General features: G+C 67.6%; 20 protein-coding genes and 1 riboswitch. Of the genes, 6 read left to right on the forward strand and 14 right to left on the reverse strand.

Translation table 11 applies throughout. The features are described from left to right. Window positions 1–222: 222 nt before the first annotated feature. Window positions 223–2,424: an esterase-like activity of phytase family protein gene (locus OCUBac02_RS23425; RefSeq protein ID WP_173049120.1), complete on the reverse strand. Its 2,202-nt coding sequence runs from the start codon at window positions 2,422–2,424 to the stop codon at window positions 223–225. A gap of 70 nt (window positions 2,425–2,494) precedes the next feature. Beyond that, window positions 2,495–2,920, reverse strand: coding sequence for a hypothetical protein (locus tag OCUBac02_RS23430; RefSeq protein ID WP_173049122.1), 426 nt, complete (start codon window positions 2,918–2,920; stop codon window positions 2,495–2,497). A gap of 127 nt (window positions 2,921–3,047) precedes the next feature. Between OCUBac02_RS23430 and OCUBac02_RS23435 the strand changes: the two genes are divergently transcribed. Next, complete coding sequence (locus OCUBac02_RS23435; RefSeq protein ID WP_173049124.1) at window positions 3,048–3,863, forward strand: helix-turn-helix domain-containing protein; 816 nt, start codon at window positions 3,048–3,050, stop codon at window positions 3,861–3,863. Between the two features lie 79 nt (window positions 3,864–3,942). Then, window positions 3,943–4,134 (forward strand): CsbD family protein, encoded by a 192-nt coding sequence (locus tag OCUBac02_RS23440; RefSeq protein WP_047582751.1) that lies wholly within the window; start codon window positions 3,943–3,945, stop codon window positions 4,132–4,134. A gap of 212 nt (window positions 4,135–4,346) precedes the next feature. Here the strand turns inward: OCUBac02_RS23440 and dnaJ are convergent, their stop codons facing one another. Beyond that, a complete protein-coding gene (gene dnaJ / locus OCUBac02_RS23445) occupies window positions 4,347–5,483 on the reverse strand; it encodes a molecular chaperone DnaJ (protein ID WP_047582188.1) in 1,137 nt (378 codons plus the stop codon). A gap of 134 nt (window positions 5,484–5,617) precedes the next feature. Then, complete coding sequence (dnaK, locus tag OCUBac02_RS23450; RefSeq protein ID WP_173049126.1) at window positions 5,618–7,531, reverse strand: molecular chaperone DnaK; 1,914 nt, start codon at window positions 7,529–7,531, stop codon at window positions 5,618–5,620. Window positions 7,532–7,851: 320 nt separating this feature from the next. Here dnaK and OCUBac02_RS23455 point away from each other — a divergent pair, with 320 nt between their 5' ends. After that, window positions 7,852–8,727: a hypothetical protein gene (locus tag OCUBac02_RS23455; protein WP_173049128.1), complete on the forward strand. Its 876-nt coding sequence runs from the start codon at window positions 7,852–7,854 to the stop codon at window positions 8,725–8,727. Between the two features lie 154 nt (window positions 8,728–8,881). On the opposite strand, the gene thiM is transcribed toward OCUBac02_RS23455, so the two are convergent. Next, the gene (thiM, locus tag OCUBac02_RS23460; protein ID WP_173049130.1) at window positions 8,882–9,622 is read right to left on the reverse strand and encodes a hydroxyethylthiazole kinase; all 741 of its coding nucleotides are present in this window, start codon (window positions 9,620–9,622) and stop codon (window positions 8,882–8,884) included. After that, the gene (thiC, locus tag OCUBac02_RS23465) at window positions 9,619–11,544 is read right to left on the reverse strand and encodes a phosphomethylpyrimidine synthase ThiC (RefSeq protein ID WP_173049132.1); all 1,926 of its coding nucleotides are present in this window, start codon (window positions 11,542–11,544) and stop codon (window positions 9,619–9,621) included. Before thiC ends, thiM begins: the two co-directional genes overlap by 4 nt. A gap of 79 nt (window positions 11,545–11,623) precedes the next feature. Further along, window positions 11,624–11,728, reverse strand: a riboswitch (TPP riboswitch). A 149-nt stretch (window positions 11,729–11,877) separates the two neighbouring features. Here thiC and OCUBac02_RS23470 point away from each other — a divergent pair. The 3 genes from OCUBac02_RS23470 (at window position 11,878) to OCUBac02_RS23480 (ending at window position 14,009) form a co-directional block, all read left to right on the forward strand. Beyond that, window positions 11,878–12,999, forward strand: coding sequence for a helix-turn-helix transcriptional regulator (locus OCUBac02_RS23470; protein WP_173049133.1), 1,122 nt, complete (start codon window positions 11,878–11,880; stop codon window positions 12,997–12,999). Window positions 13,000–13,164: 165 nt separating this feature from the next. Beyond that, on the forward strand, window positions 13,165–13,470 hold the full coding sequence (locus tag OCUBac02_RS23475; protein WP_173049135.1) for a hypothetical protein: 306 nt from the start codon (window positions 13,165–13,167) through the stop codon (window positions 13,468–13,470). Continuing rightward, complete coding sequence (locus tag OCUBac02_RS23480; protein ID WP_173049137.1) at window positions 13,467–14,009, forward strand: hypothetical protein; 543 nt, start codon at window positions 13,467–13,469, stop codon at window positions 14,007–14,009. Before OCUBac02_RS23475 ends, OCUBac02_RS23480 begins: the two co-directional genes overlap by 4 nt. Before the next feature lie 51 nt (window positions 14,010–14,060). Here OCUBac02_RS23480 and OCUBac02_RS23485 read toward each other — a convergent pair whose 3' ends face one another. The 8 genes from OCUBac02_RS23485 to OCUBac02_RS23520 form a co-directional block, all read right to left on the reverse strand. Further along, complete coding sequence (locus OCUBac02_RS23485; protein ID WP_047572967.1) at window positions 14,061–14,258, reverse strand: hypothetical protein; 198 nt, start codon at window positions 14,256–14,258, stop codon at window positions 14,061–14,063. Between the two features lie 48 nt (window positions 14,259–14,306). Continuing rightward, a complete protein-coding gene (locus OCUBac02_RS23490; protein ID WP_173049139.1) occupies window positions 14,307–14,579 on the reverse strand; it encodes a hypothetical protein in 273 nt (90 codons plus the stop codon). Between the two features lie 110 nt (window positions 14,580–14,689). Then, window positions 14,690–15,772 (reverse strand): OmpA family protein, encoded by a 1,083-nt coding sequence (locus tag OCUBac02_RS27395; protein WP_244639033.1) that lies wholly within the window; start codon window positions 15,770–15,772, stop codon window positions 14,690–14,692. A 984-nt stretch (window positions 15,773–16,756) separates the two neighbouring features. Then, window positions 16,757–17,662: a polysaccharide deacetylase family protein gene (locus OCUBac02_RS23500; protein WP_173049143.1), complete on the reverse strand. Its 906-nt coding sequence runs from the start codon at window positions 17,660–17,662 to the stop codon at window positions 16,757–16,759. Between the two features lie 11 nt (window positions 17,663–17,673). After that, window positions 17,674–19,386 carry a dipeptide ABC transporter ATP-binding protein gene (locus OCUBac02_RS23505; protein WP_173049145.1) on the reverse strand — a complete coding sequence of 571 codons (1,713 nt, stop codon included), beginning with the start codon at window positions 19,384–19,386 and terminating at the stop codon, window positions 17,674–17,676. A 127-nt stretch (window positions 19,387–19,513) separates the two neighbouring features. Beyond that, window positions 19,514–20,392: an ABC transporter permease gene (locus OCUBac02_RS23510; protein WP_173049147.1), complete on the reverse strand. Its 879-nt coding sequence runs from the start codon at window positions 20,390–20,392 to the stop codon at window positions 19,514–19,516. Further along, window positions 20,389–21,363, reverse strand: a complete 975-nt coding sequence (locus tag OCUBac02_RS23515; RefSeq protein WP_173049149.1) for an ABC transporter permease — start codon at window positions 21,361–21,363, stop codon at window positions 20,389–20,391. Before OCUBac02_RS23515 ends, OCUBac02_RS23510 begins: the two co-directional genes overlap by 4 nt. Before the next feature lie 160 nt (window positions 21,364–21,523). After that, the gene (locus OCUBac02_RS23520) at window positions 21,524–22,225 is read right to left on the reverse strand and encodes a creatininase family protein (protein WP_173049151.1); all 702 of its coding nucleotides are present in this window, start codon (window positions 22,223–22,225) and stop codon (window positions 21,524–21,526) included. Between the last annotated feature and the right edge of the window lie 124 nt (window positions 22,226–22,349).

The raw sequence follows: 22,349 nt of genomic DNA on the forward strand, positions 1-22,349 counted from the left end.
CGAAGAGCCCGGAACCCATGAACACGACGCAGCTCCAATTCGTCATGCTCGCCCTTGTGGCGAGCATCCACGTCTTGAACACGCCCCTGGACCAACGAAGACGTGGATGGTCGGGACAAGCCCGACCATGACGAGGAGAGTCGCCTGAAACCGTCGTGTCCATGGGTTCCAGGCTCGGCCCTGCGGGCCGCCCCGGAATGACTGCGCGGTTCTTCTGGCAGCTCAGCGCGGCAGCGGGCCGAAGGCGAAGAACTGGGTCTCGCCGGAGGAATCGTCGACGCCGTCATTATCGGTGACGACGAAGAGGTTGCCGGCCTTGTCGACCGTCATGCCCTCGACCTTGTCGAGGCCGTAGCCGCCGGCCTTCATCAGGTCGGGCGTCAGGTCGCGCAGCAGGGTCTTGGTCACCGTCGGGATCTCCGCCGCCCCGATCGCCGCCGGCTTCAGGCTCTTGACCGAGAAGGTCTGCAGCGTCTTCACCGCCTTGGCGCCGAAGCCGTTGTCGCGCTCGATCACGGCGAAGCGGTCGTCACCGAGCGCCACGAGTTCCGACAGGCCCATCCAGAAGCCCGCAGCCGGTTGCGACAGCGGATAGTGCAGCACGCCCCATTCCTTGGTCGCGGGCTTGTAGGAGAGGATCTTGGCCTTGCCCTTGGGGTCGTCCTTCCATTCGCGCTGGACGGCGAGCCAGACGGTCTCGTCCGCGCCCGTGCCGGTCACCGTCACGCCCTCGAAGCCGAAGCGGACCGCGTGCCTGGCGAGCGCCTCCGGCAAGACGATCTCCTCCTCGACCTCGCCCTTGGCCGAGACCCGCAGCAGCTTGTCGGCGAGCACCGCGTCCTTCTTCTCGGGATTGCCCTCGGAAGCGAGCCAGAAGCCGCCGCCCTCGCGGGTCGCAATGCCTTCGAGATCGTAAGAGGCCGGCTTGCCGTCCCTTGTCACGGTGAGCGCGCCGGTGATCTTCGCAGGCTTCTGCGTTGCGTCGATCTGGAGGATACGCGAGGGCGAATAGGCGCTGTCGGTGATCGCGAAGAGCTTGCCCGGCGCCGTACGATCGGCGGCGAGGCCGGAGAGCGCGCCCCAGCCGATCGGCAGGCCGTTCTCGTCGGCGGACTGGATCGTCGGGTAGGCGGCGGCCTGTTCGGCGCGGCGATAGATCATCACGGCCGAGCGAGCACCGCCCTTTGCGCCGACATCGGTCTCGGAGGCCGAGACGAAGAGGTCGCGCTGCGGGATGGCCAGCAGGCCCTCGGGACCGATGCCGGTCGGCAGCGCCTGCAGGAAGCGCGGCGCCTTGCCCGCCCCCTCGTCCTTGTAGACCAGCACCAGCGAGGCGCGCTCCAGTCCGACGAAGATCAGGCGATCGTTGCCATAGGTCGCGACCTCGATGCCCTCGGGCTCGCTGCCCTTCGCGGCCGAGCGCTTCTCGGGATAATGGCCGAGGCGCATGGCGATATGGTCGACATCGGAACCGGAATCGAACTCGACCGTGCCATCCTTGCGGAAGATCGTGAAACCGCGCGAGCCGCCCTTCCAGTCGCCCTCATTGGCGGTGACGAAGCGGTCATTGTCGAGCCAGCGCACCGCGTCGGGTTCGCGGGCGACGCCCTTCAGCTCCTCGGTCGGGCTGATCCTGCCGTCGCGGGTCTTGTCGATGGCCTTGAGATCGACCGAGCCGGCGGAAAAATGCGTCACGAGCTTGCCGGTCTTCGAGTCGACGATGGCGAGGTGATTGTTCTCCTGCAGCGTCACCACGACGAGTCCGTCCTGGTTGACGTCGACGAATTCCGGCTCCGGATCGGTCGGCTCGACCGCCGCGATGCCCGTGAGGTCGACGACCTGGCGGGTGGCGCACTCGATGGCGCCGTCCTTGATGCCGATCAGGGTGAGGTTGCCGGCGGGGAGCTGCGGCAGGGCGCCTTTGTTGAGCTTCTCGTCACGCTCGTTCTCGATGGCGATGACGATCTTGCCCTTGTCCCTGGTCAGCGTGACCGAGTCGGGCTGACCGCCGAGATCGCATTTCGCCACGACCTGCTTCGTCTTGAGGTCGACGGTGGCGAGATGGCCGGCCGGCTCCTTGAAATTGTCGCCGGAGGTGACGACGGCGACGAAGGCCTTGTCGCCGAGAATCGTCACCGAAGTGGATTCGCCTTCGAGCGGCACGAAGCCGGCGGGCCTGGGATCGGCGGGGTCGGCGATGTCGATGATCCCCAGCGCCTTCTGCTCCGCGTCGGTATAGGCGAGCAGCGTGCCGTCGCCATTGGCCGCGATGATCTCGGAGACGGTCTTCTTCTTGGGATCGCGATCGGCCGGCAGATTCTGCGGCACGGAGAAGGTGGCGATCCGGTTGAAGAGCGGCTCGGCCATGGCCGTGCCGCTGAGCAGGACAGCGGCAAGAGCCGCGAGGACGAGAGGCTGGCGCATGGGTGCTCACCGCTGACGGGGACAGAGACCCGTCGGCTAGTCAGCCCATGCGACAGTCAGATGACGGTTTTCACCGAAGGGCGGCAGCGTCGCCTGAAGGCAGGGCCGCGTCCGAGCGCTTGAAGCCGATGACTTCCAGCTCGGTCACGATCGCGACCGCGGCCGCCTGGGCCAGGACGAAGGCGATGCCGAACCCGGTCGGTGCGAACCAGCCCATCAGCAGGATCGCGATGCTGTCGGCGATCCAGAGCAGATTGACACCGATCACGGCGCAGACCGCGAGGCGCGGCAGGCTCTTGCGGCCTGCGAACCAACCCAGCAGCGCCGCGCAGGGCAGCAGCACGAGCCCGGCGCCGCGCAGGAATTCCGCGGGCAGGCCGAGCGGGGCGGCGAGCGGTCCGGCGGCCGCGGCGAGCATCAGGCCCAAGCCGGCGCAGGCGGCTGCATCGAGGGCGAGAGCGTTGCGCAGAAGGGGCGAGGACTGGATGAGCGACATGGCATTCTCCCGGTTTTATGGGCCTCAAGCCCGTTTCGATGAGGGGAATGCTGACGGAACCGCGTCGGCCCGTCGATTAAGCGGGAGGTAATTGGAACCGACCGCCGGGATCGCTAGCGTCTGCGCCATGAACACACATCAGCCTCCCCCGATCGGCGCGCTGCTGCGCGACTGGCGCCAGCTCCGCCGCTTCAGCCAGCTCGATCTCGCGCTCGAAGCCGAGATCTCGCAGAAGCATCTGAGCTTCATCGAAAGCGGCCGCTCTCGGCCCAGCCGCGAGATGGTCCTGCTCCTGGCCGAGCATCTCGGCGTGCCCCTGCGCGAGCGCAACGCGCTGCTGCTGGCGGCGGGCTATGCCCCGATCTATCCGGAGCGTTCGCTGGAAGACCCGTCGCTGGACGCCGCCCGCGGCGCGATCGACCTGATCCTCAGGGGGCACGAGCCCTATCCGGCCGTCGCCGTCGACCGGCACTGGTCGCTGCTGGCCTATAACAACGCGGTGACGCGGCTGCTGGAGCTCGTCACGGATGCGGAGCTGCTCAAGCCGCCCGTCAATGTGCTGCGCCTGTCGCTGCATCCGCACGGGCTCGCGCCCTTCATCCTCAATCTCGCGGAATGGCGCGCCCATCTGCTCGCCAGGCTGCGCCAGCAGGTGCGCGCGACGGCAGACGCGCGCCTCGGCGAGTTGCTGGGCGAGCTGATGAGCTATCCCCATCCCGGCACGGGCACGCGCCATGAAGCCGAGGCGGAAGCGGCCATCGTCGTACCCATGCAATTGAAACTGGGCGAGACCGTGCTGTCGCTGATCTCGACGACGACCGTGTTCGGCACGCCTGTCGACATCACTCTTTCGGAGCTGGCGCTGGAGACCTTCTTTCCTGCCGATGCGGCGACGGGCGAGGCTTTGCGGGCCCTCGCTGCACACGCTGACGGCAAAGCCTAAGGCCTGGAACCTTTCCCTGAAGCGCCGGTTCTTTCAGCGGAAAACGGCCGGGGGCCGTCTCTTCAGGAAGGACAGCACGATGGGCAGCACGACCGACAAGATCAAGGGCATGGCCAACGAGGCCGCCGGCAACGTCAAGCAGGCCGCCGGCAAGGCGTTCAACAAGCCGGAATGGGAGGCCGAAGGCGCCGCCCAGGAGCTGAAGGGCGAAGCCCAGCAGGCGCTCGGCAAGGGCAAGGACGCCGTGAAGAAGGCCGTCGACAAGGTTTGAGGCATCCGCCTCTCTCGAAATGAAAAGGGCCGCCCATCGGGCGGCCCTTTAATGATTCGATATGCAAAACCACGGTGTCATCCCGGACGCAGCGAAGCGGAGATCCGGGATCCATTCCGGAGCGCCTCCGACAAAGCTTCAGGCATGGATCCCGGGTCTCCCTTCGGTCGCCCGGGATGACCCGCGCTTGTTGGGAGGCTTGCACCAAGGGCTCAGGCTGTGCCGCCGAGGCCGCCGAGGAAATCCTTGACCCGGCCGAAGAAGCCGGCCGTCTCGGGATGGTTGCTGTGCGAGCTCTCGCGCTCGAACTCCTCCAGCAATTCGCGCTGGCGGGCCGTCAGCTTCTGCGGCGTCTCGACCACGACCTGGATGTAGAGGTCGCCGACCTCGCGCGAGCGCAGCACGCTCATGCCCTTGGCCTTCAAACGGAACTGCTTGCCGGTCTGGGTGCCCTCGGGGATCTTCACCCGCGCCTGCTCGCCGGAGAGCGTCGGCACCTCGATCTCGCCGCCGAGCGCGGCCGAGACCAGCCCGATCGGCACGCGGCAGAACAGGTCGGCGCCATCGCGCTGGAAGATCGCGTGCGGCTTGATCGAAAGGAAGATGTAGAGATCGCCGGCAGGCCCGCCGCGCAGGCCAGCCTCGCCCTCGCCGGCGAGCCGGATGCGCGTGCCGTCCTCAACGCCGGCGGGGATGTTCACGGAGAGCGTGCGCTCGCGCGTGACACGGCCGGCGCCCTGGCAGTTCTTGCAGGGGTCGTCGATGACCTCGCCGCGGCCCGAGCAGGTCGGGCAGGTGCGCTCGACTGAGAAGAAGCCCTGGTTGGCGCGGACGCGGCCATGGCCGCCGCAGGTCGGGCACTGGCGCGATTTCGAGCCGGGCTTGGCGCCGGTGCCCGAGCAGGATTCGCAGGAGACCGAGGTCGGCACCCGGATCGACTCGTTCTTGCCGGTGAAGGCCTCTTCCAGCCCGATCTCGAGGTTGTAGCGCAGGTCGGCGCCGCGCTCGCGGCCATTGGCGCCGCGTGCACCGCCACGGCGGGCATCGCCGAAGAAGGAATCGAAGATATCCGACATGAAGTCGGAGAAATCGGCATTGCCGCCGGGGCCCCCGCCGCCGCCATTCTCGAAGGCCTGGTGGCCGAAGCGGTCATAGGCGGAGCGCTTCTGGCCGTCGGAGAGGACCTGATAGGCCTCGTTGATTTCCTTGAACTTGATCTCGGCTTCCTTGTTGCCGGGATTCTTGTCCGGATGGTGCTGCATCGCGAGCTTGCGGAACGAGGTCTTGAGCTCGACCTCCGTCACGGTCCGGCTGACGCCGAGGATCTCGTAGTAATCGCGCTTCGACATCGAAATGTCTGTCCCCGCAGCTTTGACGCGGCATGGCCGGGCAGCGAGCCCGGCCATCCGTATAGCCTGCAATTCCAGGACGAGATGGCCGGATCGAGCCCGGCCACAACGTCGCTTGCGTTACGAGCGCGCGATCACGCGCTCTTCTTCTTGTCGTCCGAGACGTCCTTGAAGTCGGCGTCGATGACGTCGTCCTTCTTGGCCTCCTCAGGCTGCTCGCCCTCAGGAGCAGCGCCCTCGGCCTGGCTCGCCGCATACATCGCTTCGCCGAGCTTCATCGAAGCCTGCATCAGCTCGTTGGTGCGGGCTTGGATGGCCTCGGCATCGTCGCCGGTCAGCGCGGTCTTGAGCGCCTCGACGGCGGACTCGATCGCGCCCTTGTCGGCCTCGGAGACCTTGTCGCCATAGTCCTTCAGCGACTTCTCGGTCGAGTGCACGAGGCTCTCGCCCTGATTCTTGGCCTCGACCACCTCGCGGCGCTTCTTGTCCTCGGCGGCATTCGCCTCGGCATCCTTCACCATCTTCTGGATGTCGGCCTCGCTGAGACCGCCGGAAGCCTGGATCTTGATCTGCTGCTCCTTGTTGGTGGCCTTGTCCTTCGCCGTCACGGAGACGATGCCGTTGGCATCGATGTCGAAGGTCACCTCGATCTGCGGCATGCCGCGCGGGGCCGGCGGAATGCCCATCAGGTCGAACTGGCCGAGCAGCTTGTTGTCGGCCGCCATCTCGCGCTCGCCCTGGAAGACCCGGATCGTCACCGCGTTCTGGTTGTCCTCGGCGGTGGAGAAGACCTGGCTCTTCTTGGTCGGGATCGTGGTGTTGCGGTCGATCAGGCGCGTGAACACGCCGCCCAGCGTCTCGATGCCGAGCGAAAGCGGGGTCACGTCGAGCAGCAGCACGTCCTTGACGTCGCCCTGGAGGACGCCGGCCTGGATCGCGGCGCCGATGGCGACGACCTCGTCAGGATTCACGCCCTTGTGCGGCTCCTTGCCGAAGAACTGCTTCACGACCTCCTGCACCTTCGGCATGCGGGTCATGCCGCCGACGAGGACGACCTCGTCGATCTGGCCCGCCGACAGGCCGGCATCCTTGAGCGCCTTCTTGCAGGGCTCGATGGTGCGCTGGATCAGGTCGTCGACCAGGCTCTCGAACTTGGCGCGCGAGAGCTTGATGGCGAGGTGCTTCGGACCCGAGGCATCCGCCGTGATGTAGGGCAGGTTGATCTCGGTCTGGGCCGCGCTCGACAGCTCGATCTTGGCCTTCTCGGCCGCTTCCTTCAGGCGCTGGAGCGCGAGCTTGTCCTTCTTCAGGTCGATGCCCTGCTCGCGCTTGAACTCGTCGGCGAGATACTCGACGAGGCGCATGTCGAAATCCTCGCCGCCGAGGAAGGTGTCGCCGTTGGTCGACTTCACCTCGAAGACGCCGTCGCCGATCTCGAGGATCGAGACGTCGAAGGTGCCGCCGCCGAGGTCATAGACCGCGATGGTGCCGGAGGACTTCTTCTCGAGGCCATAGGCCAGCGCAGCCGCGGTCGGCTCGTTGATGATGCGCAGCACTTCGAGGCCGGCGATCTTGCCGGCGTCCTTGGTGGCCTGGCGCTGGGCGTCGTTGAAATAGGCGGGGACCGTGATGACGGCCTGGGTGACGGGCTGGCCGAGATAGGCCTCCGCCGTCTCCTTCATCTTGGTCAGCGTGAAGGCCGAGATCTGCGACGGCGAATAGTCCTTGCCGTCGGCGGACACCCAGGCGTCCCCGTTCGAGGCCTTCGTGATCTTGTAGGGGACCAGCTTCAGGTCCTTCTGCGTCATCGGGTCCTCGAAGGTCCGGCCGATGAGGCGCTTGATCGCGAAGAAGGTGCGCTCCGGGTTGGTGACGGCCTGGCGCTTCGCAGGCTGACCGACCAGACGCTCGCCGTCATCCGTGATGGCGACGATGGAAGGCGTGGTGCGCGCGCCTTCCGAATTCTCGATGACCTTGGGCGTCGAGCCTTCCATCACTGCTACGCAGCTGTTGGTCGTGCCGAGGTCGATACCAATGACTTTACCCATGGATGGGATCCCTTTCGATTGAGCAGATCGCCGACCTGCGACGTTTGTGCGCCGCCTGCCGGCCCATGGACCGGATCGCCCCCGCTTCAGCGGCGAACGAAACCGGCATTCCACGTTTGACGGTGGTTAAACCGCCCCTTGGCGGCGTATATAGTGAGGGTGTTCCACCCCTTGCAAGACAGGCGAGCCGATTAAGAATCGGGAGTTCCGGCCGGACCGCCACCGCAACGTGCTTTCTAACCCGGTGTGACCTTCCCGTCCTTGCGTCAGCCCGCCCGCGCCTGCATGCAGAAAGGCCGTTCCGGCTTCACTGGGCCGCCATGACAAGACCGACGCGCCTCATCCTCGCCTCAGCCGCCTTCGCCGCCGCCGTGACGGCTGCGCATGCGCAGCCGCTTCAATTGCCGGGCGCCCAGCCCTTCAACGCGCCGGGAACCCAGCAGGCGGCGCCGCCCTCCCAGGCCGGCGCGCCGGCGGCCCCGCGGCCGCCGAGCATGCCCGCCATCAAGGTCGCGGGCGAGGACGCCATCCTCGGCAGGATCCTGCATCGCCACGGCCATCACGGCGAGGCGGTTTTCGCGAAGACGGCGACCGGCTACGGCCTCAAGCTTGGTCTCGACGGCTTCCAGAGCACGAATTTGATGGAGCCCTGCGCCGTCTCCTTCGGCGATGCCCCCGTCCCCGTCACCCCGCTCGGGCGACCGGCCGGCGTCCCCCGCTACAAGCTGGAGGCGCCGATCTGCCCGATCGTCTTCGACGTGCTCGACGGCGCCTTCCTCGTGGTCGAGCCGGCGGAGCCCTGCATCGTCGAGGCCGCGCAGTGCCGGATCGACCCGCGCGGGCTCTGGGGGCCTGATGCCCGCACCGTCGCCGGGCAGGCCAAGGAGATCGAGAAGGCGCGCGGCGGCGCCGAGCGCGCCGTGCGCGAGGGCTATCGGACGCTGACCGCCAAATCCGATGCCGTCGAGCAGCGCGTGATCGCCCGCGAACAGGCCGGCTTTTCCGCCGAGCGCGAAATGATCTGCCGGGATTTCCAGCGCGAGGGCCAGTTCGGTTTCTGCGGCGCCCGCATCACCGAGGCGCGGGCCGCTTCGCTGCGCGCCCGGCTCGGGCTCAATACCGAACCGAAGCCGGCGGCCGCCAAGCCGAAGCCGCGCCCGAAATCCGCGCCGCTGCCGCTGACACCGACGCAGTAGCGGGGTCATAAAGCGCTGTCATCCCGTGCGCGCTGCGGCATGACATGCCGCTGCGCAGACACGGGACCGCATGACGAGAAGGCGCCCTCTCCGGAGGACGGTCCCGCATCTGCGCAGCAGCACTGCGTGCCGCAGCGCGTGCGGGATGACAGCTTCAACCCATCCGTACCGCGAGCGCAGCCTCGTCGAGCCCGGCCAGCGCATCGACCAGGTGCATCGCGAAACTGCCGGGGCCGGCGGCTCGTTCGGCCGCGATCTCGCCGGCGATGCCGTAGGCGGTGAGCGCCGCCGCGGCCGCGATCACAGGATCGGGCTCGATCGCCCGGCAGGCGGCGATCAGCGCGCTCGATGCGCAACCGAGGCCGGTCACCTTGCTCATCAATTCATGGCCATGCGCGAGCGACAGGCTGCGCTCCTCCGTCTCGATGCGGTCGACCGCGCCGGTGGTGACGCGCACGATGTCGCGCCGCAGCGCGAAAAGCGGCTCCAACGTCGCCATTTCCGTGGCGTTGCCGCGCACCAGCACGTCGAACAGCGCGAGCACGTCGCCGACCAGCCGCAGCCGCAAGGGCGAGAGCTCGACGAAGACCGGGTCGAGCACCAGCGGGATGCGGCGCTCCTGCGCGACACCGACAAGCTTGGGAATGGCGCGTTCACCTTCGAGGCTGAGCGTGCCGAGATTGATCAGGATCGCGCCGGCTCCCGCCGCGACGGCCTCGACCTCGTCGGGATGGCTCGCCATCGAGGGCACGGCCCCGAGAGCGAGAAGCATGTTGGCGGTGACGTTCTGTGCCACCGTATTGGTCAGGCAATGGACGCGCGGGCGGCGCCTGGCCACCCGCGCGAGGATCGATGCGACGCGGCCTGCGTCGAGCTTTTCGTTGAAACCGCTCATCCGGCAGCAGGTAGATAAATACTCCCGCCCTTGTCGAGGAATTCCTTCGATTTCGCAGCCATGCCCTGTTCCCTGATTTCGATCTGCGCCGCCGCTTGATCGCGCGCCATAGCTTCAAGGTTCGCCTGCTCGTTGTCGCTCATCGCCAGCACCTCGGCGCGCAGATCCTGCGTGATTTTCATCGAGCAGAATTTCGGCCCGCACATCGAGCAGAAATGCGCGACCTTGTGGGCGTCCTTCGGCAGGGTCTCGTCGTGGAATTCCCGCGCCGTATCGGGATCGAGCGCCAGATTGAACTGATCCTCCCAGCGGAAGTCGAAACGGGCGCGCGACAGCGCGTCGTCCCGGATCTTCGCGGCGGGATGGCCCTTGGCGAGATCGGCGGCATGGGCCGCGATGCGGTAGGTGATGACGCCGGTCTTGACGTCATCGCGGTTCGGCAGGCCGAGATGCTCCTTCGGCGTGACGTAGCAGAGCATGGCGCAGCCATACCAGCCGATCATCGCGGCGCCGATGCCCGAGGTGATGTGATCGTAGCCCGGCGCGATATCGGTGGTCAGCGGTCCGAGCGTGTAGAAGGGCGCCTCGCCGCACTCGCGGAGCTGCTTGTCCATGTTCTCCTTGATCTTGTGCATCGGCACATGGCCTGGGCCCTCGATCATGACCTGACAGCCCTTGTCCCAGGCGATCTTGGTGAGCTCTCCCAAGGTCTCCAGCTCGGCGAACTGGGCGCGGTCATTGGCATCGGCGATCGAGCCCGGACGCAAACCGTCGCCCAGCGAGAACGAGACGTCGTAGCGGCGCATGATCTCGCAGATCTCGTCGAAGCGCTCGTAGAGGAAGCTCTCGCGATGATGGGCGAGGCACCAGCGCGCCATGATCGAGCCGCCGCGCGAGACGATGCCGGTGACACGGTTCGCCGTGAGGGGGACGTAAGGGAGGCGCACGCCGGCATGGATGGTGAAATAGTCGACGCCCTGCTCGGCCTGCTCGATCAGCGTGTCCTTGAACACCTCCCAGTCGAGTTTGATCGGATCGCCGCCGACCTTCTCCAGCGCCTGATAGATCGGCACGGTGCCGATCGGGACCGGCGAGTTGCGGAGGATCCAGGAGCGGATGTTGTGGATGTTGCGGCCGGTGGAGAGGTCCATCACCGTGTCGGCGCCCCAGCGGACCGCCCAGACCAGCTTCTCGACCTCCTCGGCGGCGCCGGAAGTGACGGCGGAATTGCCGATATTGGCATTGACCTTGACCAGGAAATTGCGGCCGATCGCCATCGGCTCCAGCTCGGGATGGTTGATGTTCGCCGGGATGATGGCGCGACCACGGGCGATCTCCTCGCGGACGAACTCCGGCGTGACGAATTCCGGCACGTTCGCACCGAAGCTCTCGCCATCGGCATGGCGCTCGCGCGCGCCTTCGAGCATGGCGGCGCGGCCGAGATTCTCGCGATGGGCGACATAGATCATCTCGGGCGTGACGATGCCGGCCCTGGCGAATTCGTATTGCGTCGTGAGCTGGCCGGGCTTCGCCTGCAGGATCGGGCGCTGCGCCGGGCAGGCCGGCACGAGCTGTTCGGCCGAGATGTTGCCGTTATCGGCCGCCGTGACGGCGCGGCCCGGAACCTGCTCGAAACCGCGCGCGTCGAGCCAGGCACGGCGCGGCTGGACGAGGCCGGCATTGAGGTCGATCTTCGCATCGGTCTCGGTGAAGGGGCCGGAGGGGTCGTAGAGGCGCACCGGCTGCTCGGCATCGGTCGTGAGCACGACCTCGCGGAAGGGCACGCGCATCTCGGGGTGTTCGGGCGCGGCGACATAGATCTTGCGCGATCCGATGATCGGCCCGGTCGTGACGCCGGTCGGGGCCGAGAACCTGGGAGCGGTCTTGACGCTGTTCTTCTGGGGTTCGGAATGGGCATTCATCAGGGGATCTCCTCCTTGGTACAGGTCAGGAGATCCGGCGTCGAAGCGGTTCAAGCGCTGTGATGCGGGTGCAGGCCAAGGCTGCACCGCGTTCCAGTCCCTCCGCCGGTATGACCCGGATCAGGTTCGATGGGTTCGGCTTCGAAAGCCGTCTCAGCCCTTGCGGGCACCCCTCGGAACAGCGTGGAAGGTAGATGCGGACGGTCGCGCTGACAAGACGCCTGTCCCGGAGGGCTCGGCATCCCGCCGGCGGTTGCATCGCCCGAATCAAGATGAATACTACCGGATCATCGATTGTGGAGATCACGCCACGCGACACCACGAGGCCTCTTCATGGAAGACGTGAACCGGTTGATTCACGCGATATATGAAGCTTCCCTGGATCAGGATCATTGGTCCGAGGTACTGACGACGCTCGCCGAGATCGTCGGCGGCTGCCATACGCATCTTGTTCTGGCGGATCTGCGGACCGATACGCAATACGTCAACGTCCTGCTGCGAAGCGATCCTGCGGGAGCCGAGGAATATCTGCGCGACTATGCGGCAACGGATTTCCGGGCGCCCCGCGTCCTGCCGGCTCAGCCGGGCCTGATGAGGGACGAGCGCAGCTACGTTTCCGCCGAAGACGCCAGGACGAGCATCATTCATAACGAGTTCCTGCCCCGGTTCGGAATCCACAACATCGCCGGCGCGAACATGCGGGTCGACGACTGCTTCGGCTGGTTCGGCATCTCGACACCGCGCAGGGACACCCCCTTCAGCGAGCGCCAGATGAGCCTGCTCCAGCTGATCGCCCCGCATATCCACCGCGCGCTCAGGATCGCGAAGTCGCAGCGCGACCTCGCGCTCGCCGGGCAGCGGGCGCGGGATGCGCAGGACATCGTCGATGTCGGGATCGTCGTCTTCCAAGACGGCGAGGCGGTGTCGACCAATGCTGCTGCCGAGGCGATCTTCTGCGAGGGCTTCCTGTACCTGCAGCAGGGCAGGCTCGCCTGCTCGAACCGCGCCCAAGCCGCGGCGATCGAGCGGCTGGCGCAGGGCGACGACATCGATGCGCTGACCATCCGCGATGCGCGCGGCGGACGCAGCTACCTGCTGCGCCGCCATGCGCCTTCAGGCCGGGCGGTCGGGTCGGCCCGGGGCTTCGTCCTGTCCGTCATGCGCAGCGAGGCCCGGTCGCCGGTCTCCCTCGCGGATGTCCGCGAGTTCTGCGGCGGCAGCGGTATCACGCCGGCGGAAGCGCAGGCCATCCATGCTTCGCTGACGGATACCGGCCTGGCGGCCCTGGCGGAAACGAGGCGCGTCAATCTCGACACCGTCCGCAAGCAGCTCAAATCCGCGCTGGCCAAGCTGGACGTGGGCTCGCAAAGGCAGTTGCACAGGATGTTCGAGCGCTATCGGATGGTCGGGGACGCGCCGGCAATTCACGCCCGCCATTCCCTGGTTGGGGAATGAAACGGCCGACCGCCTGACCTAGCCTGAGCGAAGCCCGCTCCGGGGGCGTGGTCGAGCTCAAGTCCCTTCAGGGCGATATCGGCCGGTCCCGGGGCAGGCCGATCGTGCGGTCGCGAGACGTGCGGCACGAGGCCGCGCCCGGCCGTCAACCGAAGGTCCAACACCATGCATCGCCATCTCGCCTGCTCGGCTCTTTCACTGGCTTTCATCGCTGGCGCGATGGCGCTTTCGACGGCTCCGGCGGCCGCCGCCTGCATCAGCAACGGGGCGCGCTACTCGCATGGGAGCACGCTGTGCTTCGCGAAGTCGCTCTATCAGTATCGCTGCCTGCCGCCCCGCCGCGACCGGCCGGCCCGATGGGCGCCGATCCAGCGGCTGTCGCTGACGTCCAGCCTCCGAAACCCGCGCGTCTGCGACAATGTCGACCGCGCCTTCGGCAAGCCGTTCGGCTCGCCGATCGGCAGCTGGTGACGAAGGTGGCGCGCCTGTCGAGGCGGCTATGCGCCGCGCTGCTGGTCGGGCTGGCTCTCCTGCCGGGGCCGGCCGGTGCATCTCCCAGCCTCAAGGAAACCGTCGACTGGATCGTCGACAAACTGATCAGGAACGGCAAGAAGCAGAAATACGGTTCATCGGAAGGCGAGTACGCGGAAACAGTGCGGGCTGCGGCCGACGAGTGCCGCCTTGTCGTGACGACCAATGTCTGGCTGGATGGCGACAAGATCAGAACGACGTATGCGATCCCGATGCGGGACCTCAGGATTGTCCGGCGCAAGCCACTCGGGGCCAACTCCAGCTCCTATTGCATGCTCTACATCGCCACGACCAGGAAGACCGTCAAGGTCGACCAGATAGATCAGTTCAGCACGGATCAGCGATGGGATGGCGACGCCTACATCCCGTTCTCGTTCGAAAAGGAGGCGGAGATATTCTCGCGGCTGGAAGCGGCGCTGACGCATTTCTCCAGCCTGTCCAAGAAAAACCCCAAATGCCGCAGCAAGGAGGCCTTCTGAGCGACAGCGCGCACTCGCCCTCGATTGTCCAGGACGGGCATCAGCGAGGTGTCAGGCGCTGACGTCGACGTTTCCGCCCTGCCCGGCCGGCAACATCGCCTTCGCCTGATCGGCGCTCTGCTGGAGCATGGCGAGGAGGCCCTGCTCGGCCTGCGCATTCTGCCTGAGCATCTCGATCGAAAGCGCCTGCTGGGTCGAGGCGGCCTGCATCGTCAGAATGCTGGTGGCTAGGGAGACGGCGTCGCTCATGGCGCGCACCCTAGTCCCGCAACCCTACCAAATCCTCAATCCGACCCTTCAAGGTGCGATGATCGAGGGCACCGGCTTCGGCATCGGCGGATCGCGCTCGGGACGGACCTGCGCCCTGTCCTGGGTTCCGCCGCGCTTCTCTTCGCGGGGTGCCACGCCGCTGGGAGACGCCGGGCGGGCGGTCTCTTCCGCTCGTGGCGCCATCGGCACGTTGGGGGACCGCTGTTTGGCCGGAGACGAGACGGTCTGCGCCCGCGCGACGAACGCGCCCGTCAGGCTCGCGGCGAGCAATCCGGCAAGGATCGGAGCAAGCGTCCTCATGGCGGCATCTCCCTTCGACCATCCCCCGGGAACGAAACAGGCGCAGGGAACGAGTGTTCCCTGCGCCTGCGGAAGAGCAGGGCTGCTTCGGGAGCCGCCCTGCCGGATCGTTACTGGTTCTGGCCGCTCAGCAGCGGCGTGATGCGCCGGAGCGTAACGCGCCGGTTCTCGCGCGAGGCTTCCTGCGTGTTCACCTTCAGGTACTGCTCGCCATAGCCCTGGGTCGTCAGGTTCTCGGGCGGGATCTGGAAGTCGCGCGTCAGGATTTCCGCAACCGACTGGGCTCGCCGGTCGGAGAGCGAGAGGTTGTCGACATCGGCGCCGATGGCATCGGTGTGCCCCTCGACGAGGAAGACCTCGTTGGGCGAGCGCTGCAGCGCGCGTTTCACCGAATCCGCGATCACCGCGAGGCGCCGCGCCTGATCCTGCCCGACCTGCCAGGAGCCGGAGTCGAAGTTGATCGTGTCGATATCGACGCTGCGCATCCGGGCACGCAGATCCGGCGAATACCGGACCTCGTCCAGCGTGTAGCGGCGCGGGATCGCGGCGATCGGCGGAGCGGTGATCGTCTCGTAGATCAGGTCCTCGTCGGCCTGGTCCGCATCCACGATATAGCGCTCGCGCGGGATTCGCAGCGGCGGCGGCGGCAGCACGACGACATCGTCGGCGAAGCGGCCCGGGCGGTCCCGCAACGTGTTGTCGATGATGATCACCTCGCGGTTGTCGCGGTCGATGCGGGTGCGGCGGATCAGCCGGCCCTGCTCGTCCGTGACGGTGACGATCCGCGTGCCGTCAGGCCGCTCGAAGACCGTACGCGTTTCGTCGCCGCGGCGCTCGGAGCGGCCCTGCCAGCCCAGGTCGCGGAAGCGCTGGTCCTCGTCGCGGCGGATGATGGCGCGGCCGTCATCGTCGCGGATGATGGTGCGGCCGGGCTCGCGGATGATGGTGACGTCGCCCTCGCGCCGCTCCTCGCGGCGGTTGCGGATATCCTCGAAGCGCTGCGCGCCCTGCGCCGCCATGATGCCGCCGATGACGCCCGCGCCGAGACCGATCGCGCCGGCCACGCCCGGCGAGACGCCGCCGCGGCGGCCCTCACGCTGGGGCGGCTGGCCAGGAGCCCCTGCCGGGGGCTGGCCGGGAGCTGGAGCTGCGCCGGGCTGCGGCGCCGTACCGGGCGCGCCGCCGGAGGGCATGTCGGGAGCCGGCCGGTTCGGTTGAACCGGCGCGGCACTTGCGGGCGGCGTCGGAGCCGTCGTGCCGGGCTGAGTCGGAGCCGGAGTACCGGCCGGAGGCGTTCCCGGAGCGGGACGCGAAGGCCGGGCCGGAGCGGCGCCGGTAGGTGGAGGTGGCGTCGGGGCCGCCGTTCCCGGCTGTGCGGGCGCTGCTGCGGGAGCGCCGGGCTGCGGCGCCGCAGCCGGCGGACGCTGCTGAGGCGGCTGAGCCGAAGGCGGAACGGCGGGGCCGCCACGCGGAACGGCGGAAGGCGCAGCGCCGGCGCCGGATTGGGACGGAGCGCCTGGCGCCGTCGCCGGTGGCGCTCCGGTCGGACGCGACTGGGGCGGCGCAGCGGAGGGCGGCGCGCCGGCGCCCGGCTGAGGCGCAGCACGCGGGGCCGTCGGCGCGGTTGGCGCGGCCGGCGGACGCGGCGGTGTCGGACGGGCAGCGGGAGCCTCGCTTGGAGACGGTGCGGCGCGCGGCACAGCGGGCGCCTCTCGCGGCGTGGCCGGGCGCTCGGTCTGCGGACGTGCGGCCGGTGGCTCGGCGCGCGGCTGCGGGGCCGGAGCGGCAGGCGGTTGCGGCCGGGGGGCAGCCGGGGCGGGCTGTGCCTGCGGCGGACGCGGCGCCTCGGGCCGGGCGGGAGCGGCAGGCCGTTCCGGCCCGCGCTGCTGGCCGGGCTGCGCGTCTTGCGGCGGCTGCGGGCGCTGCGGTCCACGCGGATCATCCCTGTCTCCCGCGGCGGGGGCCTGTGCGACCCGGTATCCGGCCTGAGCAAAGGCCTGTCCGGCTTGCGAAAGGACGAGGGCCGGCAGGACGGTCCCGACCAGCAACCAGCGTTTCGTGCGCATCTCTATTCCCGTCGTTCGTTTCAACCTGCGGGTATCAGGCCGCTTACGGCCTGAACCCCCGATGAAGCGAAAACGGCGGGAATCGGGCAGCGGTTCCGCTGCCGCGGCCTTTTAGAGGCCGGCCTCCTGCTTCACGTAAGCCGCGATCTCGGCATGGGTCGCAAACCAGCAATCGCCCTTCGCCTTGGCCAGGCGGACCAGCTCCTCGAGGATCCAGAAGCGCGAGCGATAGGTGATGATATGCGGATGCATGGTCAGCAGGAAGAGCCCGCCCTCGGCATAGGCTCCCTCGAATTCGCGGCGGAAGATGTCGAAGACCGCTTCCGGCGAGGTGTAGGGCCGGAGCGCCTGGAAGCGATTCATGCTGAGATAGGGCGCGTCGTCGCGAATCCACTCGACCGGCAGTTCGACGATGCCGGTCGGCTCGCCCTTCTCGACGATCTCGTAGGGGTCGTCATCGGCGAAGAGCGAGGAATCGTAGAGCAGGCCGAGCTCGCGCTCGATCGAGAGCGTCACCTCCGAGAAATCCCATGACGGGGTGCGCATGCCGACAGGGCGGATGCCGGTGACCTTCTCCAGCGTATCGGCCGAGCGCAGATGGAGTTCGCGCTCGTTTTCGGGCGGCACGGCCGTGTTGACCTCGTGGATCCAGCCGTGGAGGCCGATCTCGTGGCCGGCACCGATGATGCGGCGCTGCTCTTCCGGATAGAGCAGGGCGGTGACGGCGGGCACGAAGAAGCTCGCCGGGATGTCCTGCCGCTTCAGCAGGTCGAGGATCTTGGGCACGCCGACGCGGTTGCCGTACTGGCCCCAGGAGAGGCGCCCGACCGACTTGCCGCCGTCGCGCAATTCATTGGTCTCGTGATCGACGTCGAAGGAGAGGGCCACGGCACAGCGCGCGCCGTTCTTCCATGTGGCGGGCTTGAGATTGCGGCCGGCGCGGACCTGCTCCACCTTGCCGCGCCAGAGCTCTTCCGGCCACTGCCAGGGCAGGAGTTCATCGGGCTGGCTCGTCATGGTGGCTCTCCTCAGGTCGTCGCAACGCCCGGCAGCACCGGCACCGCCGCGAGCAAACGTTTGGTGTAGTCATGCTGCGGATGGTCGTAGACCGCGCCGGCCGGGCCGCTTTCGACAATCTTCCCGCGATACATGATGGCGACGCGATCGCAGAGATGGCGGACGACCGAGAGGTCGTGAGAAATGAAGATCAGCGTCAGGTCCAGTTCCTGCCGGAGCCTGATCAGCAGGTTGATGATCTGCGCCTGAATGGAGACATCGAGCGAGGCGACCGGCTCGTCGCAGACGACGACATCGGGCTGCATCGCGAGCGCCCGGGCGATAGCGACGCGCTGGCGCTGGCCGCCCGAGAACTGGTGCGGGTAGCGGTCCGCGAAAGCGGGATCGAGCCCGACCGCCGCCAGCCATTGCCGGACGTAAGTCTTCGCCTGCGCACGCTCGACCAGCCCATGCGCCAATGGCCCCTCGGCGATGCTGTCGCCGACCGTCATGCGCGGGTTGAGCGAGGCGAAGGGGTCCTGGAAGATGGTCTGGACGCGCGTCGTGACCTTGTGCGGCGGCTCGCCCGCGCTCATCACCGGCGCACCGTCGATGCGGACGGAGCCGCTGTCGGGCGCATAGATGCCGGCAGCGACACGCCCGAGCGTCGACTTGCCGGAGCCGGATTCGCCGACGAGGCCGAGCGCCTCGCCGCGCTTCAGCACCAGCGTGACGTCGTCGACCGCCTGCACCGCGGCCGGCGCCTTCGCCAGGCCGGCCTTCTGCGCCAGCTTGCGGAAGAGACCGGGCGCGGGAGCGAAGCGCTTGGCGACATGCTCGATGCGGACATAATGCGCTGTATCCGCCGCGTCCGGCAGTGCCTGTTTCACGGCGCGCGGCGGCGGAGCGACGTCGGAACCGACGCCACCCGCGAGCAGCGCGCCGGGCTCCGAGCGCGAAGGCAGCGCATCGAGCAGGGCCCGCGTATAGGCATGCTGCGGATGGGTCAGCACCGACAGCGTCGGCCCGGCCTCGACGATCCTGCCGTGGCGCATGACGCAGATATGGTCGGCCAGTTCGGCGACGACCGCGAGATCGTGGCTGATCCAGATCAGCGCCGTGCCGAGCTCGGCGACCAGTTCCTTCATCTCGGACAGGATCTCGGCCTGCACGGAGACGTCGAGCGCGGTCGTCGGCTCGTCGCAGATGATCAGCTTCGGCCGATGCAGTAGGGCGATCGCGATGGCGACGCGCTGGCGCATGCCGCCGGAGAACTGATGCGGATAGAAATCGACCTTGGCCTCGGCATCGGGAATGCGAACCTGCGCCAGGGCCGCGACGGCACGGCGGCGCGCCTCGGCACCGGAAACAGTCTCATGCGCTTCCAGGGCCAGTCTGATCTGCGTGCCGATGGTCAGCATCGGGTTCAGCGTCATCATCGGGTCCTGGAAGACCATCGAGATCTGCTTGCCGCGGACCTTGCGCAGTTCGGCGGGCGGCAGGCCGGTGAGCTCGCGGCCCTCCAGCTTCACCGAGGAGCCGGGCTCGACGCGGCCGGGCGGATCGATCAGGCCGATGATCGAGAAGCCGGTGATGCTCTTGCCCGAGCCGGATTCGCCGACGAGCCCCATCACCTCGCCACGCTTCAGCGCGAAGGAGACGCCGTCGACAGCCTTCACCACGCCGGCACGCGCGTGGAAATGGGTCGCGAGGTCGGTGACGGCGAGGAGAGGCGCGTCACTCATCGCCCGCCTCCACCGTCATGCTCGCCCCTGTGGCGAGCATCCACGTCTTGAACACCGCCCTCGACCAATGAAGACGCGGATGGTCGGGACAAGCCCGACCATGACGGACAGAGCGCCTCCTGAACCCTCATCGCTTCAGCCTCGGATTGACCTGATCGCGGATGCGGTCGCCGACGAGATTGATGGCGACGATCAGCACGATCAGCGCGATGCCGGGATAGATCGAGATCCAATAGCGGCCCGACAGCATGTATTGGAAGCCGTTGGCGATCAGCATGCCGAGCGAGGGCTCGGTCACCGGCAGGCCGACGCCGAGGAAGGAGAGCGTCGCCTCCAGCGCAATCGCATTGGCGACCTGCACGGTCGCGACCACGATCAGCGGCGGCAGGCAATTCGGGAAGATATGGCGCCAGACCACGCGCCAACCCGGCAACGGCGTCGAGAGCACCGCCTCGACATAGTCCTTGCCGCGCTCGGCCGAGGCCGCGCCATGGGCGGTGCGGGCGAAATAGGCATATTGCGCGGCGGCGAGCGCGGCGATGAGCTGCATCTTGCCCTGCCCCAGCAGAGCCGAGAGGACGAGTGCGAGCAGTATCGCCGGGAAGGCGAGCTGCAGGTCGATAACGCGCATGATGAAGGCTTCTCGGCGCCCGCCGGCATAGGCTGCGCCGATGCCGAGCGCGACGCCGAGCGTGAAGGCGATCGCACCGGCGACCAGTCCCATCTGCAGGGAGATGCGCAGGCCGTAGAGGATGGCCGAGAGCAGGTCGCGGCCCTGCGCATCGGTGCCGAGCCAATGGGTGTAGCCGCCTTCGCCGACATAGCCCGGCGGACGGCGCGCATCGGAGAGCGAGAGATTGGCGAGGTCGTAGGGGTTCTGCGGGGCGACGAGCGGCGCCAGCAGGGCGATGCCGATGATCAGCACGACGACGGCCAGCGCGATGACCGCCGTCCTGCTCTCGCGGAACTCCGCCCAGAAGCGGGCGACGGGAGAAGCGTCCGTCATCGCGCGCCCCCTTTCCGCAACCGCGGATCAAGCCCGACATAGGCGAGATCGACGAGGAAATTGATGGTGATGAAGACGAAGGCGACGAGCATCAGATAGGCGACCATCACCGGCCGGTCGAGCGACTGGATGGAGTCGATGATCAGCTTGCCGATGCCCGGCCAGGAGAAGATCGTCTCGGTGACCACGGCGAAGGCCAGCGTCGAGGCGAATTCGAGGCCGAAGACGGTGACCAGCGGGATCGCGATCAGCCTGAGCACATGCCGGCGCAGCACCGTCCATTCCGAGAGGCCGGCGGCGCGGGCGAATTTCACGGTGTCGGACAGCATGGTCTCGCGCGTGCCGGCGCGGGCGAGACGCGTCATCAGGGCGAGCTTGAAGAAGGCGAGGTTCAGCGCCGGCAGCAGCAGATGGCTCAGCCCGTTCAGCGTCAGGAAGCTCCATTCGACGCCGAGGATCGAGACCGTCTCGCCACGCCCGCCGGCCGGCAGCCATTGCAGCTCCACGGCGAAAGCCATGATCAGCACGAGGCCGATCCAGAAGGTCGGCACGGAGAAGCCGAGGATCGAGACCGTCATGATCAGCTTGGAGGCGACGCTGTCCGGCCGGTAGCCGGCATAGATTCCGGCGGGAATGCCGATCAGGGCCGCGCCGCAGACTGCGGCCAGCGTCAGTTCCAGCGTCGCGGGCAGACGCGACAGGATCAGGTCCATCACCGGCATGCCGAAGACGAAGGAGCGACCGAAATCGCCCTGCAGCACGCGGCAGAGGAAGGTCAGGTACTGCTCCCAGAGCGGCCGGTCGAGCCCGTATTGCGCGATGGTCTGGAGGCGCAGTTCCTGGCTGACATCGGGGCCGATCAGCACGTCGATCGGGTTGCCGATCGCATAGACGCCGACGAAGACCAGCACCGACATGACGAGCATGACGACGAACGCCTGCGCCAGCCGGACGGCGACATGGCCTAGCATGCGGCAGGCCCTGGCAGAACATGCGGTACAGCCCTCATCCTGAGGAGCGCCGCAGGCGCGTCTCGAAGGATGCTCCAGGAAACGCCATCAATGCGAACTGGACCATCCTTCGAGACGCCGCTTCGCGGCTCCTCAGGACGAGGGTTGCGAATGAACCGCCTCACGGCCAGTTCTCCACCATCACGGCCCGCGTCTCCTCGACGCCGATTTGCCAGAGCCGCAGCATCTCGTCGTCGGGCCGCTGGTAGAGGCCATGGAAATTGCCGTCGCCGATGATCTCGCGGCGGTTCGCCGGGCTCGCGGCCTGATACTGGGCGGCGTTGAAGGGCGGCTTCGGCGTGTCCGGCATCGCGACGCCGGCGAGCCGCGTCCAGGGGAAATTCTCCATCCAGGAGGCATGCGAGGCGGCCGGATCGACCGCCTGGACCGCCGCCTGGAATTGCGGCGCCGCCCACCAGTTATGCAGGCGGATGCTGGCGTCGGGATGCGCATCCAGCCATTCGGTCGCGAAGTTCAGCGCCGGCGAATTGCCGCCATGGCCGTTGACGAGGACGATGCGCCGGAACCCAGAGCGGTAGAAGCCGTCGAAGATGTCGCCCAGCAGCGCGGCATAGGTGCTCAAGCGCAGCGAGATGCTGCCTGGGAAATTCAGGAAACCCGGCGTCAGGCCATAGGCGAGGACCGGGAAGACGGGAATGCCGAGCGGCTCGGCCGCCTCCTGCGCCACCCGTTCCGACAGGATCACGTCGGTCGCGAGGCTGAGATAGGCGTGCTGCTCGACGCTGCCGAGCGGCAGCACGCAGCGATCGTCCCGCTTCGCCTGGGCCTCGATCTGCATCCAGTTCAAATCGGCGACACGCACGGCGCGATCCTTGCTTCGCTTTCACAAGCGGTAGACAATCCTGGCAGAGGCCGGTCCGCGACAGGGACTTTAGGGACCCTGCGGAGCATCTGCCGAGGCCAACCTTGACTCTGGGCTTCGGGAG

Source organism: Bosea sp. ANAM02 (assembly GCF_011764485.1).
Lineage (GTDB): Bacteria > Pseudomonadota > Alphaproteobacteria > Rhizobiales > Beijerinckiaceae > Allobosea.

What these genes read in the sequence shown, in the direction of transcription:
- OCUBac02_RS23515 (WP_173049149.1), bottom strand. Translation starts at nt 21,363, where the DNA reads ATGCTAGGCCATGTCGCCGTCCGGCTGGCGCAGGCGTTCGTCGTCATG.
- OCUBac02_RS23485 (WP_047572967.1), bottom strand. Translation starts at nt 14,258, where the DNA reads ATGAGCGACGCCGTCTCCCTAGCCACCAGCATTCTGACGATGCAGGCC.
- thiM (WP_173049130.1), bottom strand. Translation starts at nt 9,622, where the DNA reads ATGAGCGGTTTCAACGAAAAGCTCGACGCAGGCCGCGTCGCATCGATC.
- OCUBac02_RS23490 (WP_173049139.1), bottom strand. Translation starts at nt 14,579, where the DNA reads ATGAGGACGCTTGCTCCGATCCTTGCCGGATTGCTCGCCGCGAGCCTG.
- dnaJ (WP_047582188.1), bottom strand. Translation starts at nt 5,483, where the DNA reads ATGTCGAAGCGCGATTACTACGAGATCCTCGGCGTCAGCCGGACCGTG.
- OCUBac02_RS23430 (WP_173049122.1), bottom strand. Translation starts at nt 2,920, where the DNA reads ATGTCGCTCATCCAGTCCTCGCCCCTTCTGCGCAACGCTCTCGCCCTC.
- OCUBac02_RS23470 (WP_173049133.1), top strand. Translation starts at nt 11,878, where the DNA reads ATGGAAGACGTGAACCGGTTGATTCACGCGATATATGAAGCTTCCCTG.
- OCUBac02_RS23475 (WP_173049135.1), top strand. Translation starts at nt 13,165, where the DNA reads ATGCATCGCCATCTCGCCTGCTCGGCTCTTTCACTGGCTTTCATCGCT.
- thiC (WP_173049132.1), bottom strand. Translation starts at nt 11,544, where the DNA reads ATGAATGCCCATTCCGAACCCCAGAAGAACAGCGTCAAGACCGCTCCC.
- OCUBac02_RS27395 (WP_244639033.1), bottom strand. Translation starts at nt 15,772, where the DNA reads ATGCCCTCCGGCGGCGCGCCCGGTACGGCGCCGCAGCCCGGCGCAGCT.
- OCUBac02_RS23435 (WP_173049124.1), top strand. Translation starts at nt 3,048, where the DNA reads ATGAACACACATCAGCCTCCCCCGATCGGCGCGCTGCTGCGCGACTGG.
- OCUBac02_RS23425 (WP_173049120.1), bottom strand. Translation starts at nt 2,424, where the DNA reads ATGCGCCAGCCTCTCGTCCTCGCGGCTCTTGCCGCTGTCCTGCTCAGC.
- OCUBac02_RS23455 (WP_173049128.1), top strand. Translation starts at nt 7,852, where the DNA reads ATGACAAGACCGACGCGCCTCATCCTCGCCTCAGCCGCCTTCGCCGCC.
- OCUBac02_RS23510 (WP_173049147.1), bottom strand. Translation starts at nt 20,392, where the DNA reads ATGACGGACGCTTCTCCCGTCGCCCGCTTCTGGGCGGAGTTCCGCGAG.
- OCUBac02_RS23505 (WP_173049145.1), bottom strand. Translation starts at nt 19,386, where the DNA reads ATGAGTGACGCGCCTCTCCTCGCCGTCACCGACCTCGCGACCCATTTC.
- OCUBac02_RS23440 (WP_047582751.1), top strand. Translation starts at nt 3,943, where the DNA reads ATGGGCAGCACGACCGACAAGATCAAGGGCATGGCCAACGAGGCCGCC.
- OCUBac02_RS23500 (WP_173049143.1), bottom strand. Translation starts at nt 17,662, where the DNA reads ATGACGAGCCAGCCCGATGAACTCCTGCCCTGGCAGTGGCCGGAAGAG.
- dnaK (WP_173049126.1), bottom strand. Translation starts at nt 7,531, where the DNA reads ATGGGTAAAGTCATTGGTATCGACCTCGGCACGACCAACAGCTGCGTA.